Source organism: Stenotrophomonas sp. PS02297, from assembly GCF_029959705.1.
GTDB classification, from domain to species: Bacteria; Pseudomonadota; Gammaproteobacteria; order Xanthomonadales; family Xanthomonadaceae; genus Stenotrophomonas; species Stenotrophomonas nitritireducens.
Map to the genome: position 1 here is coordinate 1 of NZ_JASCOS010000095.1, position 13770 is coordinate 13770.

At 68.4% G+C, this 13770-nt stretch carries 15 protein-coding genes; 5 read left to right on the plus strand and 10 right to left on the minus strand.

Features of this window, described 5'->3' with window-relative positions; all coding sequences use genetic code 11:
* Positions 1-282: 282 nt before the first annotated feature.
* The 4 genes from QMX80_RS14920 (at position 283) to QMX80_RS14935 (ending at position 3637) form a co-directional block, all read left to right on the plus strand.
* Positions 283-1053, plus strand: a complete 771-nt coding sequence (locus tag QMX80_RS14920; protein WP_055764849.1) for an NAD kinase — start codon at positions 283-285, stop codon at positions 1051-1053.
* 159 nt (positions 1054-1212) lie between these two features.
* Positions 1213-2166, plus strand: coding sequence for a 5'-nucleotidase (locus tag QMX80_RS14925; protein WP_282277843.1), 954 nt, complete (start codon positions 1213-1215; stop codon positions 2164-2166).
* Positions 2163-2885 carry a transferase gene (locus QMX80_RS14930; protein ID WP_282277845.1) on the plus strand — a complete coding sequence of 241 codons (723 nt, stop codon included), beginning with the start codon at positions 2163-2165 and terminating at the stop codon, positions 2883-2885. The genes QMX80_RS14925 and QMX80_RS14930 overlap by 4 nt, the downstream gene beginning before the upstream one ends.
* Before the next feature lie 539 nt (positions 2886-3424).
* Positions 3425-3637 carry a cold-shock protein gene (locus tag QMX80_RS14935; RefSeq protein WP_055764855.1) on the plus strand — a complete coding sequence of 71 codons (213 nt, stop codon included), beginning with the start codon at positions 3425-3427 and terminating at the stop codon, positions 3635-3637.
* A gap of 374 nt (positions 3638-4011) precedes the next feature.
* Here the strand turns inward: QMX80_RS14935 and QMX80_RS14940 are convergent, their stop codons facing one another.
* The 4 genes from QMX80_RS14940 to QMX80_RS14955 form a co-directional block, all read right to left on the minus strand.
* Positions 4012-4155: a hypothetical protein gene (locus tag QMX80_RS14940; protein WP_273081908.1), complete on the minus strand. Its 144-nt coding sequence runs from the start codon at positions 4153-4155 to the stop codon at positions 4012-4014.
* Between the two features lie 28 nt (positions 4156-4183).
* Positions 4184-4441 (minus strand): hypothetical protein, encoded by a 258-nt coding sequence (locus QMX80_RS14945; RefSeq protein WP_282277846.1) that lies wholly within the window; start codon positions 4439-4441, stop codon positions 4184-4186.
* A 9-nt stretch (positions 4442-4450) separates the two neighbouring features.
* A complete protein-coding gene (locus tag QMX80_RS14950; protein WP_282277848.1) occupies positions 4451-4771 on the minus strand; it encodes a YkgJ family cysteine cluster protein in 321 nt (106 codons plus the stop codon).
* Positions 4772-5142: 371 nt separating this feature from the next.
* Complete coding sequence (locus tag QMX80_RS14955; protein ID WP_282277849.1) at positions 5143-5841, minus strand: dihydrofolate reductase family protein; 699 nt, start codon at positions 5839-5841, stop codon at positions 5143-5145.
* Positions 5842-6248: 407 nt separating this feature from the next.
* On the opposite strand from QMX80_RS14955, the gene QMX80_RS14960 reads away from it, so the two are divergent.
* Positions 6249-7622: an NAD(P)/FAD-dependent oxidoreductase gene (locus tag QMX80_RS14960; protein ID WP_282277851.1), complete on the plus strand. Its 1374-nt coding sequence runs from the start codon at positions 6249-6251 to the stop codon at positions 7620-7622.
* A 50-nt stretch (positions 7623-7672) separates the two neighbouring features.
* Here the strand turns inward: QMX80_RS14960 and QMX80_RS14965 are convergent, their stop codons facing one another.
* The 6 genes from QMX80_RS14965 to kynU all read right to left on the minus strand — a co-directional run bounded on the left by QMX80_RS14965 (position 7673) and on the right by kynU (position 13648).
* The gene (locus QMX80_RS14965) at positions 7673-8227 is read right to left on the minus strand and encodes a DUF2939 domain-containing protein (RefSeq protein ID WP_282277853.1); all 555 of its coding nucleotides are present in this window, start codon (positions 8225-8227) and stop codon (positions 7673-7675) included.
* 16 nt (positions 8228-8243) lie between these two features.
* Positions 8244-8714, minus strand: coding sequence for a hypothetical protein (locus tag QMX80_RS14970; RefSeq protein ID WP_282277855.1), 471 nt, complete (start codon positions 8712-8714; stop codon positions 8244-8246).
* A 72-nt stretch (positions 8715-8786) separates the two neighbouring features.
* A complete protein-coding gene (locus tag QMX80_RS14975) occupies positions 8787-9473 on the minus strand; it encodes a DUF2461 domain-containing protein (RefSeq protein ID WP_055764864.1) in 687 nt (228 codons plus the stop codon).
* Positions 9470-10909, minus strand: a complete 1440-nt coding sequence (gene sbcB, locus QMX80_RS14980) for an exodeoxyribonuclease I (protein ID WP_282277858.1) — start codon at positions 10907-10909, stop codon at positions 9470-9472. Before sbcB ends, QMX80_RS14975 begins: the two co-directional genes overlap by 4 nt.
* A gap of 72 nt (positions 10910-10981) precedes the next feature.
* Positions 10982-12355 (minus strand): NAD(P)/FAD-dependent oxidoreductase, encoded by a 1374-nt coding sequence (locus tag QMX80_RS14985; RefSeq protein WP_282277859.1) that lies wholly within the window; start codon positions 12353-12355, stop codon positions 10982-10984.
* Between the two features lie 18 nt (positions 12356-12373).
* The gene (gene kynU / locus QMX80_RS14990; protein ID WP_282277860.1) at positions 12374-13648 is read right to left on the minus strand and encodes a kynureninase; all 1275 of its coding nucleotides are present in this window, start codon (positions 13646-13648) and stop codon (positions 12374-12376) included.
* Positions 13649-13770: the final 122 nt, after the last annotated feature.

Here is a 13770-nt window from a genome sequence, read left to right on the forward strand (position 1 = left end):
GCACCTGCTGGATACAACATCGCGGCCAAGGCCGCTCCTGCGGCGTTGCGGTGGGAGCGGCCTTGGCCGCGGTGCTTTCGGCTGCAGGAGCGGATTCAGCCGCGAATGCTTTCCGGGCGTAGTGCAGCGGCAATCGCGACTGAAGCCGCTCCTGCGGGGCGGAAGGCGAGGGCGCTCTGGCCGTGTGGCTTGCCCCCGTTCGGAATCGATAGCATGCGCTGGAGTGCCGCGGCAGCGTTCGCCGTTGCGGGTTATCCTCGGCAATCCTTCCAGCAACCGACGATGGCCATGTCCCCCCGCATCGCCTTTCTCGCCAGCACCGTCGAGGCCGCGCAGCAGGCCCGCGAGCGGCTGGCCGCGCGTTACGGCGACCATGCGCCCGACGATGCCGACGTGCTGTGCCCGCTGGGCGGCGACGGCTTCATGCTGCAGACGCTGCACCGCTTCGGCGGCATGGGCAAACCGGTGTTCGGCATGAAGCTGGGGACGGTCGGTTTCCTGATGAACCACCACCGCGAAGACGACCTGCCGCAGCGGCTGGCGCAGGCCGAACCGGCGCACCTGCGCCCGCTGGAGATGATCGCGCGCACCGAGTCGGGCACCACGGTCGGCTCGCTGGCCTACAACGACGTGTCGATGCTGCGGCAGACGCGGCAGGCGGCGCATATCGGCATCGACCTCAACGGCCAGCAGCGCGTGGAGGAACTGATCTGCGACGGCGTGCTGGTCTCAACGCCCGCCGGCAGCACCGCCTACAACTACTCGGCGCACGGGCCGATCCTGCCGCTGGGCTCGAACACCATCGCGTTGACGCCGCTTGCGCCGTACCGCCCGCGGCGCTGGCGCGGCGCCATCCTCAAGGCCGAGACCGAGGTGCGCTTCCGCGTGCTCGACCCCTACAAGCGGCCGGTCAGCGTCACCGCCGATTCGCACGAGACCCGCGACGTGGTGGAAGTGACCATCCGCGAGTCGCGCGAGCGACGGGTGACTCTGCTGTTCGATCCCGAACACAACCTGGAAGAGCGCATCCTCAGCGAGCAGTTCGAGTTCTGAGCGCAAAGCGAGGGTTCCGTACAAGCGACACCGGTGGCGACGGGGTTCTGCCGGTGACGTCCGTCGACACCTGCGTCGCTTCTGCGGAGGCTGCCATCGGCAGCGGGGCTTCCGGTTAGACTGGCTCCCATCCCCCCGCTTTTCCTGTCAGGTCCATCCATGGGCGACAACACTCCCAGACTGCTCACCGTCGCGGTGACTTCGCGCGCGCTGTTCGACCTCGAAGAGGGGCATGCGCTGTTCGAAAGCGAGGGCGTGGAGGCCTACGCGGCCTATCAGCGCGAGCACGAAGACGACATCCTCAAGCCCGGCGTGGCCTTCCCGGTGGTGCGCAAGCTGCTGGCCCTGAACGGCGGCGCGCCAACTGAAACGCCGCGGGTGGAAGTGATCCTGCTCTCGCGCAATTCGGCCGATACCGGGCTGCGCATCTTCAATTCCATCCAGCACTACGGCCTGGGCATCGTGCGCGCCACCTTCACCGCCGGCGAGCCGACCTGGCCCTACGTCAAGCCGTTCGGCACCGACCTGTTCCTGTCGGCGAACCCCGAATCGGTGCGGCGCGCGCTGGTGCATGGCATCGCCGCGGCCACCGTCCTGCCGCGCGGCGCCGGCGAGGTGTCCGCCGCCGCCGCGGCCAGCGATACCGGGCGCCCGTCGACGCAACTGCGCATCGCCTTCGATGGCGACGCGGTGATCTTCGGCGACGAGGGCGAGCGCATCTCGCGCGAGCAGGGCGTGGAGGCTTTCGGTCGGCACGAGCGCGAGAACGCGCACGAGCCGCTCAGCGGCGGGCCGTTCCGCAGTTTCCTGTCGGCCCTGCATGCGCTGCAGGCCGCGTTCCCGGCGGGTGAGGAGGCGCCTATCCGCACCGCGCTGGTCACCGCGCGTTCGGCGCCGGCGCACGAGCGGGTGATCCGCACCCTGCGCGAGTGGGGCGTGCGCCTGGACGAGGCGCTGTTCCTTGGCGGACGCCACAAGGGGCCGTTCCTGGAAGCGTTCGGCGCGGACATCTTCTTCGACGATTCCCAGCACAACATCGACAGCGCCCGCCAGCATCACAGCGTCGCCGCCGGGCACGTGCCGCACGGCATCGCCAACGCCGACCGCGTATGAGCGGCGGGGTAGGCGCCCGCGTCCGCCGTACCTGGCGGCATGTGGAACTGCAGTTCCATGGCGACGTCACCCAGACGCGCATGTCGCGCTGGTTCCCGCAGCGGCTGCACGTGGGCTATACCCGCACCATGCTCGCCGCGCTGTGGCTGCATCCAGATCCGCGCCGCATCGGCATCATCGGGCTGGGGGGCGGGGCCCAGACCAAGTTCTGCCACCTGCATCTGCCCTCGGCGCGCATCGACGTGGCGGAGAACGATGCGGACGTGATCGCCCTGCGCGGCGAATTCCAGATCCCGGCGGACGACGCGCGGCTGCATGTCGAATGCGTCGACGGCGCACGCTGGCTGCGCGGAAATCGCGGTTGTTTCGACCTGCTGCTGCTCGACGCCTACGACGCGCAGGGGATCCCCGCAGCGCTGTCCACGCAGGCGTTCTACGACGACTGCCGCGCCGCGCTCGGCGCCGACGGCGTCATGGCCAGCAATCTCTACGACACCGACACCCGCGCGCACCTTGCGCGGCTGCGCCGCAGTTTCCACGGCAACGTGCTGAAACTGGACGAACCGGACATGAGCAACAAGGTCGCTATCGCCTGGAACGGCAGGCCGCAACCGGGGCCGGTCGACGCGGCGCTGGCGGCGTTGCCCTGGGGTGCGCGCGGGCAGCTGCGGGCTGGATTCAGGCGATTGGCCGCGGCTTGGCAACGGCTGGCGCGCTGAAGGGCTCGATTCCATGGCGCGCTGCGTGGCCCGCCAGTCCCCTTACGCTGGCCGCCTGCAGGGCCGCAGTGGCTTGAGCGATGCGTCGGGCGATGCGTGGTTTCACGCATGCCGTGGCGTACACGGCCGGTATGGCGGCCAGGTCATTGCGGCCGGTTGCGGCGGCCCCCGTATCTGCTCCGCCGCGCCGCGCTGCCAACAGCGTGTCGACGGATTGCCGCTGACGCCAGCGGGGCGGACATGGGCATCGCCGGGAAGGGCGGGGTGTGTCGGATCATGAAGTGTTCGACGATCCGGTCACGCGTTGGAAAGCGCAGCTGCGCCGGCATCGGCAGCCCAAACTGAATCGCGGCCCGGCCTGCATTTGCTTTGCGCGCGGAAAGTCTCTACGGTGCACGGGCTGAATTACAAGGGTCACCTTGAATCGTGGCCCGATGCTGTAGATACCTTCTCTACACTGTTGCACCCGCTTCTCAATTCTCCTTGAAATCAGCGTCCCTGCCGCGAATGCGGCTTCATCCGTAACAAGGAGCATTGAAATGTCCCAGTCCCAGTCCGGTACCGTGAAGTGGTTCAACGACGCCAAGGGTTTTGGCTTCATCACCCAGGATGGCGGCGGCGAAGACCTGTTCGTCCACTTCCGTTCGATCGAATCGTCCGGCTTCAAGTCGCTGCAGGAAGGCCAGAAGGTCACCTATGTGGCGGTGAAGGGCCAGAAGGGCATGCAGGCCGACCAGGTCCGCGTGGTCTGATCCGACCGGCTATCGCTTGATGAAAAAGCCCGGCTTCGAGCCGGGCTTTTTCATTGGACCGCAGGGCCGCACGCAACGTTGAAGATGACGGGGGAGAACTCGTGATTCCCGCCCGCATGACCATGCTGGCGGAATCCTGCGTATCGCTTCCATCTCCGGTCCGGCAGGCGTGGTGAACGCTGCTGCAGACCGGCTGTCTTGGATCGGCGTGACCGAAAGAACGGCAGGACCTCCTCGCCGCGCAGCCGTCCGAAGCGGCGTACAGGATGCGCGCCATCAACAATCAGCGCGGCGCGGCCACGTATCGTTCGCCGATCCCGCATTGATGCCGATGGCGGCACCCATGCATGGGGTGCATGGGTGCGGTCGATGCCTCATGAGGTGGATGCAGGGCGGTCGGCGGCATCGGCCGTCGATGTGCCCTGTCCGGTGCGCTTCCTGGCGAGCTTCTCTTCCTTCTGTTTCTTCTTGGCAAGCTCGCGCTGGCGTTTCTCGAATGAATAATTGATCTTGGCCAAAGTTGTCGTCCGTTGGGGAGGGGAAGGATCAGGCTTTTTCCGGGGGAGTATCGGCGGTCGCCGGTACCGCCTTGCCACCGCGCTCGGTCGGGGCGGGTTTCACGGCTTGAGCCTTGCCACGCAAGGGGGTGTTGCCGAGTACCTCGATCTTTCCCCCGGCCTTGCCGAATGCGACCAGGTCCTCGGCGATGCGCTCACCGGTCAGCGGGCCCTGCTGGGGTGGGCTGGCGAAGCTCGAGCCGGTTCTTCTGGGGGCTGCGATGTCTGACTTGCGGATGGTGCTCATCTTTATTCCTCATGCAAGTGTCGATTCAATGGTGCGGCTTCCCGGATGCGCGTATTCCTCGCGGACGGCCTTGCAGTAGGGGCCGCCCATGACGAAGGATCTGCATACCGCCGGTCGGCTTGCATAGATCCGGCAATTCATCCTCTGCCCATCCAGTGCCACGCACCAGCCCTCCGGATCGCGGGCCATGACCGGCAGGCCATGCAGGCGCGTGGTCAGGTGCGCAGGCGCGCTGTCCTCGCTGCCCAGTACTACCGTCAGGCGGCAGCACACCGCATCGCAAGACGTGCAGTGGACAGCGGTGGGCGTCTGGCAGGTGGACGGTTTCAACGCATGCCTCGCTGCGTGTGGCACGGCGTGGCGCGCGCCGTGGTTACCCGCTTGCGGACCAGGCGGGCCGCGGCCAGCGGGTGCCTGCCGGGGCGGATGTGGAGGGGATACCGCGGGCGCGGTGCCGGTTTGCAGACCGAATGTGCGGGCACAGGATGCTCCCATTGAGCGGCCGTCCGGATAGCCGGTGCCGATGGCGCAGGGAAAGGAGAGCGGAGCGGGCAACTGCCTTGGCGGCTGCGCGGAGCGCGCGTGGCAGGCATCGCCTGCATGGGCATGCTAGCACCATGCGGGAACGAGCGGCTTCACGCAGGCTTGGCGACGTGGGCGTGCAGCGCATCGATCAGGCCCGGTGGCCGTGTCCGCGCGCATTACCCGGTGACACCGCGTTTGCCGGCTTTCAATGGCCCGACCACCCGATAGTTGTTGAGGACGACGCCGGACGGCAGCGCCTTCGAGTCGGCCAGCTCGAACGTACATGCCGGGGTTCCGTCCGCGAAGAAACGCTTGCCGGTGCCGAGCAGCAGCGGATAGACGACCAGCAGTACCTCGTCCACGAGCGCGTGTTCGAGCAGGGGCGATGTGAGCGTGGAGCTGCCCGACAGGATCAGCGGGCGGACACCCTGGGACTTGATGCGGCGGATGTCGGTGAGGATGTCCGGCCCGAGGCCTTCGGCCGGCCCCCATGCCAGGCTTGCCGGGCGATGGGTGGCGACGTATTTGGTCGCAGCGTTGAGATTGTCGGCCAGCGCGCCGTGCGGTGCCTGTGGCCAGAAGTCCGACCAGATGTCATAGGTGCGCCGTCCCAGCAGCAGATCGAAGCCGGTGCCATGGGCCAGGGTGATTTCCTCGCGGCCAGCCGGCGTCCGGTAGGGCGCGCTCCAGTTGCTGAAAGGGAATCCGCTTTCGTCGGCTGAATGCTGGATCACCCCATCCAGCGAGATGTGTTCGATGATCCTGAGTGTTCTCATCCGGGGCTCCGTTTGACCGGGGGAATTCGGGCCGGGCGCATGGCGGCGCGCGATGAATGGCAGGAACATGGTTCCGCCGCAGCGGTCGATGGCGGGCATCCCCGGTGCTGGACGGCGTTGGGCGATGCAGGCGGTGGCGTCGCGGCGGAACGTGTCTGGCCATGGTCGACACGGTACACGCGGTTGCCGTTTCAGGTGCATCGCATTAGGATGGAAACGCTTTCGCGGGTTATTCCCGGCGGCGCTTCGCCGCATCCTGGTCTGCACGAATGCGGCAGATCCCCCCGCACAGCACCCACCCGGTGACGAAGGGGCGGGGCATGTTCCCCGGCCGGTGGCGTCTGCGCCTTCCCATCCTCTCGCCATGGCCGCCTGTTGGCGGCCACCGGGTGTTTCGCGCGCTGCGTGGGACCGAACGGCTGTTTCTCCCGCGCGGCGCATAACGCGCCCTTGCGCAGTGTCGTCGCGTCCAGCGCGGCGACGGCTACACAGGAGAAACAACCCGAATGACCATGCGTATCGCCATCCTTGGCGCCGGCCCCAGTGGCCTGGCGCAACTGCGTGCCTTCGAATCCGCCCGCAGGGCCGGAGCACACGTGCCGGAGATCGTCTGCTATGAAAAGCAGTCCGATCTCGGGGGAATGTGGAACTACACGTGGCGCACGGGACTGGACGCCTATGGCGAACCCGTGCACGGCAGCATGTACCGCTATCTCTGGTCCAACGGGCCGAAGGAAGCCCTCGAATTCGCCGACTACGGTTTCGAGGAGCACTTCGGCCGCCCGATCGCCTCATACCCGCCGCGCGCGGTGCTGCGCGACTACATCATGGGCCGCATCGAGAAGAGCGGTGTGCGCGACCAGATCCGCTTCAGGATGGCGGTGCAATGGGTGGAGTACTCGGAGCAGAGCGGCCGGTTCACCGTCAGCGTGCGCGACCTGGAGAAGGACGAACTGGTCAGCGAGGAATTCGACCGCGTGATCGTCGCCACCGGGCATTTCTCCACGCCCAACGCGCCGTTTTTCGAGGGGCTGGAACGCTTCCCGGGACGCGTGCTGCACGCGCACGATTTCCGCGATGCCTGCGAGTTCGCCGGCAAGGACCTGCTGCTGGTGGGCAGCAGCTACTCGGCCGAGGACATCGGCACGCAATGCCACAAGTACGGCGCGCGTTCGGTGACCTTCAGCTACCGCAGCGCACCGATGGGCTACGACTGGCCGGACGCGTTCGACGAGAAGCCATTGCTGCTGCGGGTGGACGGCAATACCGCGCATTTCGCCGACGGCAGCAGCCGGGACGTGGGCGCGATCATCCTGTGCACCGGCTACCAGCATCATTTCCCGTTCCTGCCCGACGCGCTGACCCTGCGTACCCGCAACCGGCTGTATCCGGGCGACCTGTACAAGGGCGTGTTCTGGATCGACAACCCGAAGCTGATGTACCTGGGCATGCAGGACCAGTACTACACCTTCAACATGTTCGATGCGCAGGCCTGGTGCGCGCGCGATGCGATCCTCGGCACGATGGAGCTGCCGGACGAGGCGGCGATGCGCGCCGACAGCCGGGCATGGCTGGCACGCGAGGAAGCCTGCCGGAATGCCGACGACGACATCGATTTCCAGACCGCCTACGTGCGCGACCTGCTCGACGCCAGCGACTATCCTGATTTCGATGTCGAAGCGGTGGCGACGCTGTTCAAGCAATGGAAGCGCGACAAGAAGGACGACATCCTCGGCTACCGCAACCGCAGCTACCGTTCGGTGCTGACCGGCACGCTGGCGCCGCCGCACCACACGCCGTGGATGGAAGCGATGGACGATTCGCTGGAAGCGTTCCTGGCCGCAAGCGCGCTGGAGGAGCCGCAGCGGCTTACCGCCTGAGACAGGGCCGGCGCCTGCCGCGGCCGGTGCCGGTTTCGAGCGCGTCGTCGTCAGCCGGATGCGTCGTCCGATGGCAGCACGATGTCGGTAAGGCGCCAGCGCAGGCACTGCCGGGTCAGCACGAAAACCACTTCGCCGCCGCCGTCGAGTCGCCGGGTGGCGGTGAAGCGCGACAGCGATTCGTAGCGCCCGCGCGCGCCCTGCAACGGCCGCGCGGGCGCCGGCGGGCCCCAGGTGTCGCCGTCGGCGGTATCGCCGGTGGCGCGTTTCCACACGCCATGGCCCTGCAGCAGGGCGGCGATGCCGGCGGGCGTGACCATCACGTCCACTGCCGCGCCGGTCAGGCGGCCGGCCACGCCCAGCGCCACGACGCCGAACAGGCTGGACTGCAGGTCGCTGCCGGCCCGTCGCACCAGCTGGTCGTCGAGCTGCGCCTTGAGGTTGACCCGCAGCGCGGGGAAATCGACGTAGCGCGAAAGACGCGCCGCGTCGCGCTGTTCGATTGCCTTGCCGATGCCGTGGATCGCCAGCCAGGGGCCAGCGGCGACGTAGGCGGCGAGTAGTACCAGCAGCGCGGCGAAGGCCGGGAGCAGCCATTTCTTCATGCGCATGCTCCGCGGCTCAGACCGGCAGTTCGGGATGGGATTCGGCCCAGCGCCGCAGCATCACCAGGGTTTCGGCCCAGGCCTGGCTGCAGAAGCCCAGGAATTCGCTGTCCGGGTTCCAGCCCAGGTGATGGAATTCCACTACCGTCATCGGTTCGCCTTCATGCGGCAGGCCGCGCCAGGCGCCGGGGCTGGCGCGGCGCGACAGCTCGAAGCGGATCTCGGTGCCGGTCCAGGCCGAGGCCGGGCTCTGCGCCGGGTGGCGGCTTATGACTTCCCAGCGCACGCAGCGTTCGGGGGCGTCGAGTACATGCATCGCCACCACGCCATGCGCCGGCCCGGGGTTGTGGCTGAGCACGCTGGCACCGTCGATCACGCTGCTGGCATGGGGAATCCACCAGCGGCCGAGGCCTCCGGCCGTGGCCAGGCCGGCGTGGACGGTGGCCAGCGGTGCGTCGATCCAGATCTGGTGATGGATGGCGGCCATGGCGGCGGCTCCGTTGGGCGACTGCCGGCTAGGGTGCCGCAAATCCAGCGGGCCGGCGTGAACCCGGTCGCCTCAGAATTCCAGGTCCAGCGCCGCGCAGAGGTAATCGACGAACGGCCCCAGCGCGGCAAGGTCGGTGGCGAGCGTCTGGCGCAGGCGCGGACCGGTCATGACCGCATCGTCCAGCGGGCGCCACAGCACCCAGTTGCGATGCTTGAGGTCGTCGATGCATTCGAAATCGGCGGGGAAGCCGCGTGGCGCGCGCACCAGCTTTTCGCTGGTCTCGAATTCGTAGCGCCGGCGCGTGGCCGGCGCATGCGCGGCGGCCTTCCAGCTGCCGGGATTGTCGAAGATGAACTGGCGGATGCGGCGCTGCGTGTCCGGCTCCGGATGCCAGATGCCGGCACCGACGAAACTCTCGCCAGGCGCCAGGTGGATGTAGTACGACGGCGCCGGCACCTGCTTGCGGCGCTCATGGAACAGGCGTGCGCCCTGCCAGGTCTTGTACGGGGTCTTGTCGTTGGAGAAGCGCGAGTCGCGGTAGATGCGGAACAGCGAGCCGCCGACGGTGCGCGGGTCGGCGCGGAAATGCGCGCTGACCTGCGCCAGGTCCGGTTGCAGGTCGGCGATCAGGCGCAGGAACGGCTGCCGCACGTGTTCTTCGTACTGGTGCTTGTGTTCTGCGAACCAGGGCTTCTCGTTGTGGCGGGCGAGGCCGCGCAGGAACTTGAAACTGGCGTCGCTGAAATAGGCGGTCATGGCGTTTCCTGCAGGGTGTGGCGCCACTGCTCCAGTGCATCGAGCAGGGCCAGCGAGGCGGGATTGTCGTGGTGTTCGCCGCGCAGCGCGCTGATCTGCGCCAGGTATTCGTCCATCGTCTGTTCGGCCATGCCCTGCGTGGTGAAGCGGCGATGGCGGTAGTCGTCCCAGCGCGCCCGTTCGCCGGCATCCAGCGTGTGCGGATGGTTGCGCGCGCGGTAACGGAACAGCAGCTCCGGCAGGCGTGGGTCGCGGAAGTTCGCCTCCATCCCGGCCAGCGCGTCGGGCGGGCAGGTGCGCACGCGCGCCAGCTGCGCGCGGTCGCCCTCGGCGAGGAAACCGTCGTACAGCGCTCCGTCGGGATCGGGCGGGCCCTCGGCCGGACGCTCGCGGGCGAATACCCGGCGTACCTTCTCGGCCAGTTCGGGCCCATGCGCGCGCAGCTGCGCGGCGCGCGCCTCCACGGCCGCCGGGTCGATGCCCAGCCGCTCGAAATCGGGGGCGCGCAGGTGGTTCCAGGCCACCAGCGCCGGCACCTTGTTCAGGTGCACTTCCTTGAGCGGGATGCGCTGCTGGCCTTCGGGCAGGTCGGCGGCGCGGGTATACAGGCGCTGCGCGATCTCCTCCACGGACAGGTCCAGCAGCGCCTGCGGGTCGCTGTCCAGGTCGAACACGATGACCCGGTTGCCGATGTGCGGGTGCGTGGCCAGCGGCAGTACCGGCGCCGCGCACAGGCGGCTGGCGGGGTAGCGCATCGAGATGTGCAGCGCCGGCTGCATCGCCACCATGTCCAGCAGGCTGGCGACGAAACGCTTGTCGCGCAGCTTCAGCGCGTAGTCCCACATGCGCGGCTGCGCCTGCCGGAACTTCCGCGCCATGCCGATGGTGGCATGCACGTCGGACAGCGCCTCGTGCGCATCGCCTTGGCGCACGTCGTTGGCCAGGGCCAGGTGCTCGAGCTTGAACGAAGTAGCGCCGTCCTCGCGCTGCGGCCAGACGATGCCGTCCGGGCGCAGCGCATGCACCAGCCGCAGCATGTCCAGCAGGTCCCAGCGCGAGTTGCCGCCGCGCCACTCGCGCTCGTATGGGTCGAAGAAATTGCGGAACAGGCCGTGGCGGACGAACTCGTCGTCGAAGCGCAGCGTGTTGTAGCCCAGCGTGCAGGTCTGCGGGCGCGCCATCAGCTCGGCGATGCGGGCGAAGGCCTCGGCCTCGCTCACGCCCTCGGCCAGCGCGCGCTGCGGCGTGATGCCGGTGATCAGCGTGGCGATGGGCGAGGGCAGCAGATCGTCGGCCGGCCTGACGAAGAAGCTGACCGGCTCCTCGATGGCCTGCAGCTGCGCGTCGGTACGCACCGCGGCGAACTGCGCGATGCGGGTGCGGCGCGGATCCTGGCCGAAGGTCTCGAGGTCGTAGAACAGGAAGGTATCGGGCATGGGCGTCTTACCGTCGGCCAGTGGTTTTCGCCGGTCGTGGCGACGGCGTCGTTGCCTGTCGGGCACGGGTCATCAGTACGCTCCTTCCAGCACCGGCAACTGCGCCTGGATGATGTCCTCCAGCGCGGCCCAGTCGATGCGCTCCAGCGTGGTGTGGCCGGCGCAGGCCTCGGCGAGGATGCGCTGCTGCAGCCGCGTGCGTTCCAGCGCCACCGCGTACGGCGTGTGCAGGAAGGTGACCATGGTGTAGTGCGGCACGAAGCGCGTGGGCCAGCGCCGCTGCAGTTCCTGTTCCAGTTCGCGCTGCAGCAGGAAGACCGGGTCGGCGACGTGGTCGCGCATCTCCAGGTAGTTGTCCAGCGCCATCTGCTGGATCGCCGCGGCGTTGGGCTTGCGCTCGGCCTCGAAGGCGGCGAAGGCCCGCGCGGGATCCTCGTGCCTTTCCAGCAGGTCCGCCAGCGCGATGCAGTCCTCGAACGCGCAGTTCATGCCCTGGCCGTGGAACGGCACCATCGCGTGCGCGGCGTCGCCGAGCAGCACCGCCTTGCCGCCCAGGTGCCAGCGGTCAAGGTGCAGGGTGCCGAGCAGGCCAGGCGGGTGTTGTTCCCAGTCGCGGCGCAGGTGCGGGATCAGCGGCAGCGCGTCGGCGAACTCGCGCGCGAACAGCGCCTCGGCCTCGGCGCCGCTGCGCACCGTGGCGAAACTCGGATCGCCCTCGTTGGGCAGGAACAGGGTGACGGTGAAGGTGCCTTCGTCGTTGGGCAGGGCGATGCACATGTAGCGGCCGCGCGGCCAGATATGCAGTGCGTTGGCTTCGATCCGGAAGCCGTTGTCGGCGCCGGGCGGGATCTCCAGCTCCTTGTAGGAGTGGTCGAGGAACTCGGTGCGTTCGCCCAGCGGCGACTTGCGGTTCATCGCCGCACGCAGCGCCGAGCCGGCGCCGTCGGCGCCGACCAGGGGCGTGTCGAAGTGGATGTCGTGCGGCTGGTCGTCGCGGTCGTCGATGAAGCGCGCATAGCCGGCGTCGAAATCCACCGTGTGCAGGCGACGGTGGAAATGGAAGCGGGCGCCGGCGTCCTCGGCCAGCTGCAGCAGGGTGGTGTTGAGGTCCTTGCGGTGCACCGACCAGATCACTTCGCTGTCGTCGCGGCCGTAGCGCTGCAACTGCGCCGCACCGCCATCGCGCGGGTGCACCATGCGTCCGCGCATCATCACCGTGCGCTCCATCACCGCCGCTTCAACGCCGGCCTGGCGCAGTGCGTTGCGGCCGCGTTCGGCCAGCGCGAGATTGATCGAGCGGCCGCTTTCGTAATCGGCCACGCGCGGGTCGCCGCGGCGTTCGTAGACGGTGACGCGCCAGCCGCGGCGCGAGAGCAGGATGGCGAGCAGGGAGCCGGCCAGGCCGGCGCCGATCAGGGTCAGGTGACGCGGGGAGGAAACGCTCAAGTCGGTGGTTCCGTTGGATCAGGGGCCGGCCCAGGCTTCCACTTCCTCGACGAAGCGCAGCACGTCGCGGTAGCGGTTGTACATGGGGGTCGGGGAAATGCGGATCACGTCGGGCTCGCGCCAGTCGCCCAGCACGCCGACCGACTGCAGGTATTCGAACAGCGAACGGCCCTGTTCGCGTCCGCCGGCCACACGCAGCGACAACTGGCAGCCGCGCCGCCCGGTCTCGGCGGGGGTGACGATCTGCAGCACCCTGGACAGGCGTGCGCGCACCAGCGTCTCCAGATAGCCGGTCAGCTGCAGCGACTTGGCGCGCAGCGCCTCCATGCCGGCCTGGTCGAACAGTTCCAGCGAGGCGCGCAGCGGCGCAAGCCCCAGCACCGGCGGATTGCTCAGCTGCCAGCCCTCGGCGCCCAGTTCGGGTACGAACTCAGGCGCCATGCGGAAACGCGTGGCCTGCTCATGGCCCCACCAGCCGGCGAAGCGCGGCAGCGTGGTGTCGCGGGCGTGGCGCTCGTGCACGAAACAACCGGCGACCGCGCCCGGGCCGCCGTTGAGGTATTTGTAGTGGCACCACACGGCGAAATCGGGAGCGACATCGTGCAGCGCCAGCGGCACGTTGCCGACCGAGTGCGCCAGGTCGAAGCCGATGTTGGCGCCCTGCGCGCGTGCCAGCCGGGTGATCGCATCCAGGTCGAACGCCTGTCCGGTGCGGTACTGCACGCCGGGCCACAGCACCAATGCCACGCGCCTGCCGTGCTCGGCGATGGCGCGTTCGATCGCCGCCATCGACAGCGTGCCGTTGGCCTCGTCCGGCTGCACTTCGATCAGGTCGGTGGCCGGGTCGAAACCATGGAAGCGGATCTGCGCCTCGACCGCGTGGCGGTCGGTGGGGAAGGCGCCGGCTTCCATCAGGATCGCCGGGCGCTCGCACGTGGGCCGGTAGAAGCTGACCGTCATCAGGTGCAGGTTCACGCTCAGCGTGTTCATCGCCACCACTTCCACCGGCTGCGCGCCGACCACGCGCGCCAGCTGGTCGCGCACCAGGCGGTGGTAGTTCATCCAGTGGGTCGGGCCGGTGAAGTGGCCTTCGACCGCGATGCGCGCCCACAGGTCCATCACCTCCTGCACCATCGCCTGCGCGCCGCGCGGCTGCAGGCCGAGCGAGTTGCCGACGAAGTAGGCCTGGTCGGCGCCCTGGTGCTGCGGGAACAGGAACTGGCCGCGCAGCTGGCGCAGCGGATCGGCCGCATCGAGCGCGGTGGCATGGGCCGGGGACAGGATTTCGTTCATCGTGGCGCGCGCATTGAAGGGTTGCCGCAGTGTACCGCCGGCCCGCGGCACACGGTCGTAGGAGCGGCTTCAGCCGCGATGGGGCTTGCCCGACAAAGGGTTCGACCGGTAAAGCCCCATCG

Excerpts from the sequence above, each read along its gene's own strand:
- QMX80_RS14920 (WP_055764849.1), top strand. The coding sequence starts at position 283 with ATGGCCATGTCCCCCCGCATCGCCTTTCTCGCCAGCACCGTCGAGGCC.
- QMX80_RS14925 (WP_282277843.1), top strand. The coding sequence starts at position 1,213 with ATGGGCGACAACACTCCCAGACTGCTCACCGTCGCGGTGACTTCGCGC.
- QMX80_RS14930 (WP_282277845.1), top strand. The coding sequence starts at position 2,163 with ATGAGCGGCGGGGTAGGCGCCCGCGTCCGCCGTACCTGGCGGCATGTG.
- QMX80_RS14935 (WP_055764855.1), top strand. The coding sequence starts at position 3,425 with ATGTCCCAGTCCCAGTCCGGTACCGTGAAGTGGTTCAACGACGCCAAG.
- QMX80_RS14945 (WP_282277846.1), bottom strand. The coding sequence starts at position 4,441 with ATGAGCACCATCCGCAAGTCAGACATCGCAGCCCCCAGAAGAACCGGC.
- QMX80_RS14955 (WP_282277849.1), bottom strand. The coding sequence starts at position 5,841 with ATGCCCGCCATCGACCGCTGCGGCGGAACCATGTTCCTGCCATTCATC.
- QMX80_RS14960 (WP_282277851.1), top strand. The coding sequence starts at position 6,249 with ATGACCATGCGTATCGCCATCCTTGGCGCCGGCCCCAGTGGCCTGGCG.
- QMX80_RS14965 (WP_282277853.1), bottom strand. The coding sequence starts at position 8,227 with ATGAAGAAATGGCTGCTCCCGGCCTTCGCCGCGCTGCTGGTACTACTC.
- QMX80_RS14970 (WP_282277855.1), bottom strand. The coding sequence starts at position 8,714 with ATGGCCGCCATCCATCACCAGATCTGGATCGACGCACCGCTGGCCACC.
- QMX80_RS14975 (WP_055764864.1), bottom strand. The coding sequence starts at position 9,473 with ATGACCGCCTATTTCAGCGACGCCAGTTTCAAGTTCCTGCGCGGCCTC.
- sbcB (WP_282277858.1), bottom strand. The coding sequence starts at position 10,909 with ATGCCCGATACCTTCCTGTTCTACGACCTCGAGACCTTCGGCCAGGAT.
- kynU (WP_282277860.1), bottom strand. The coding sequence starts at position 13,648 with ATGAACGAAATCCTGTCCCCGGCCCATGCCACCGCGCTCGATGCGGCC.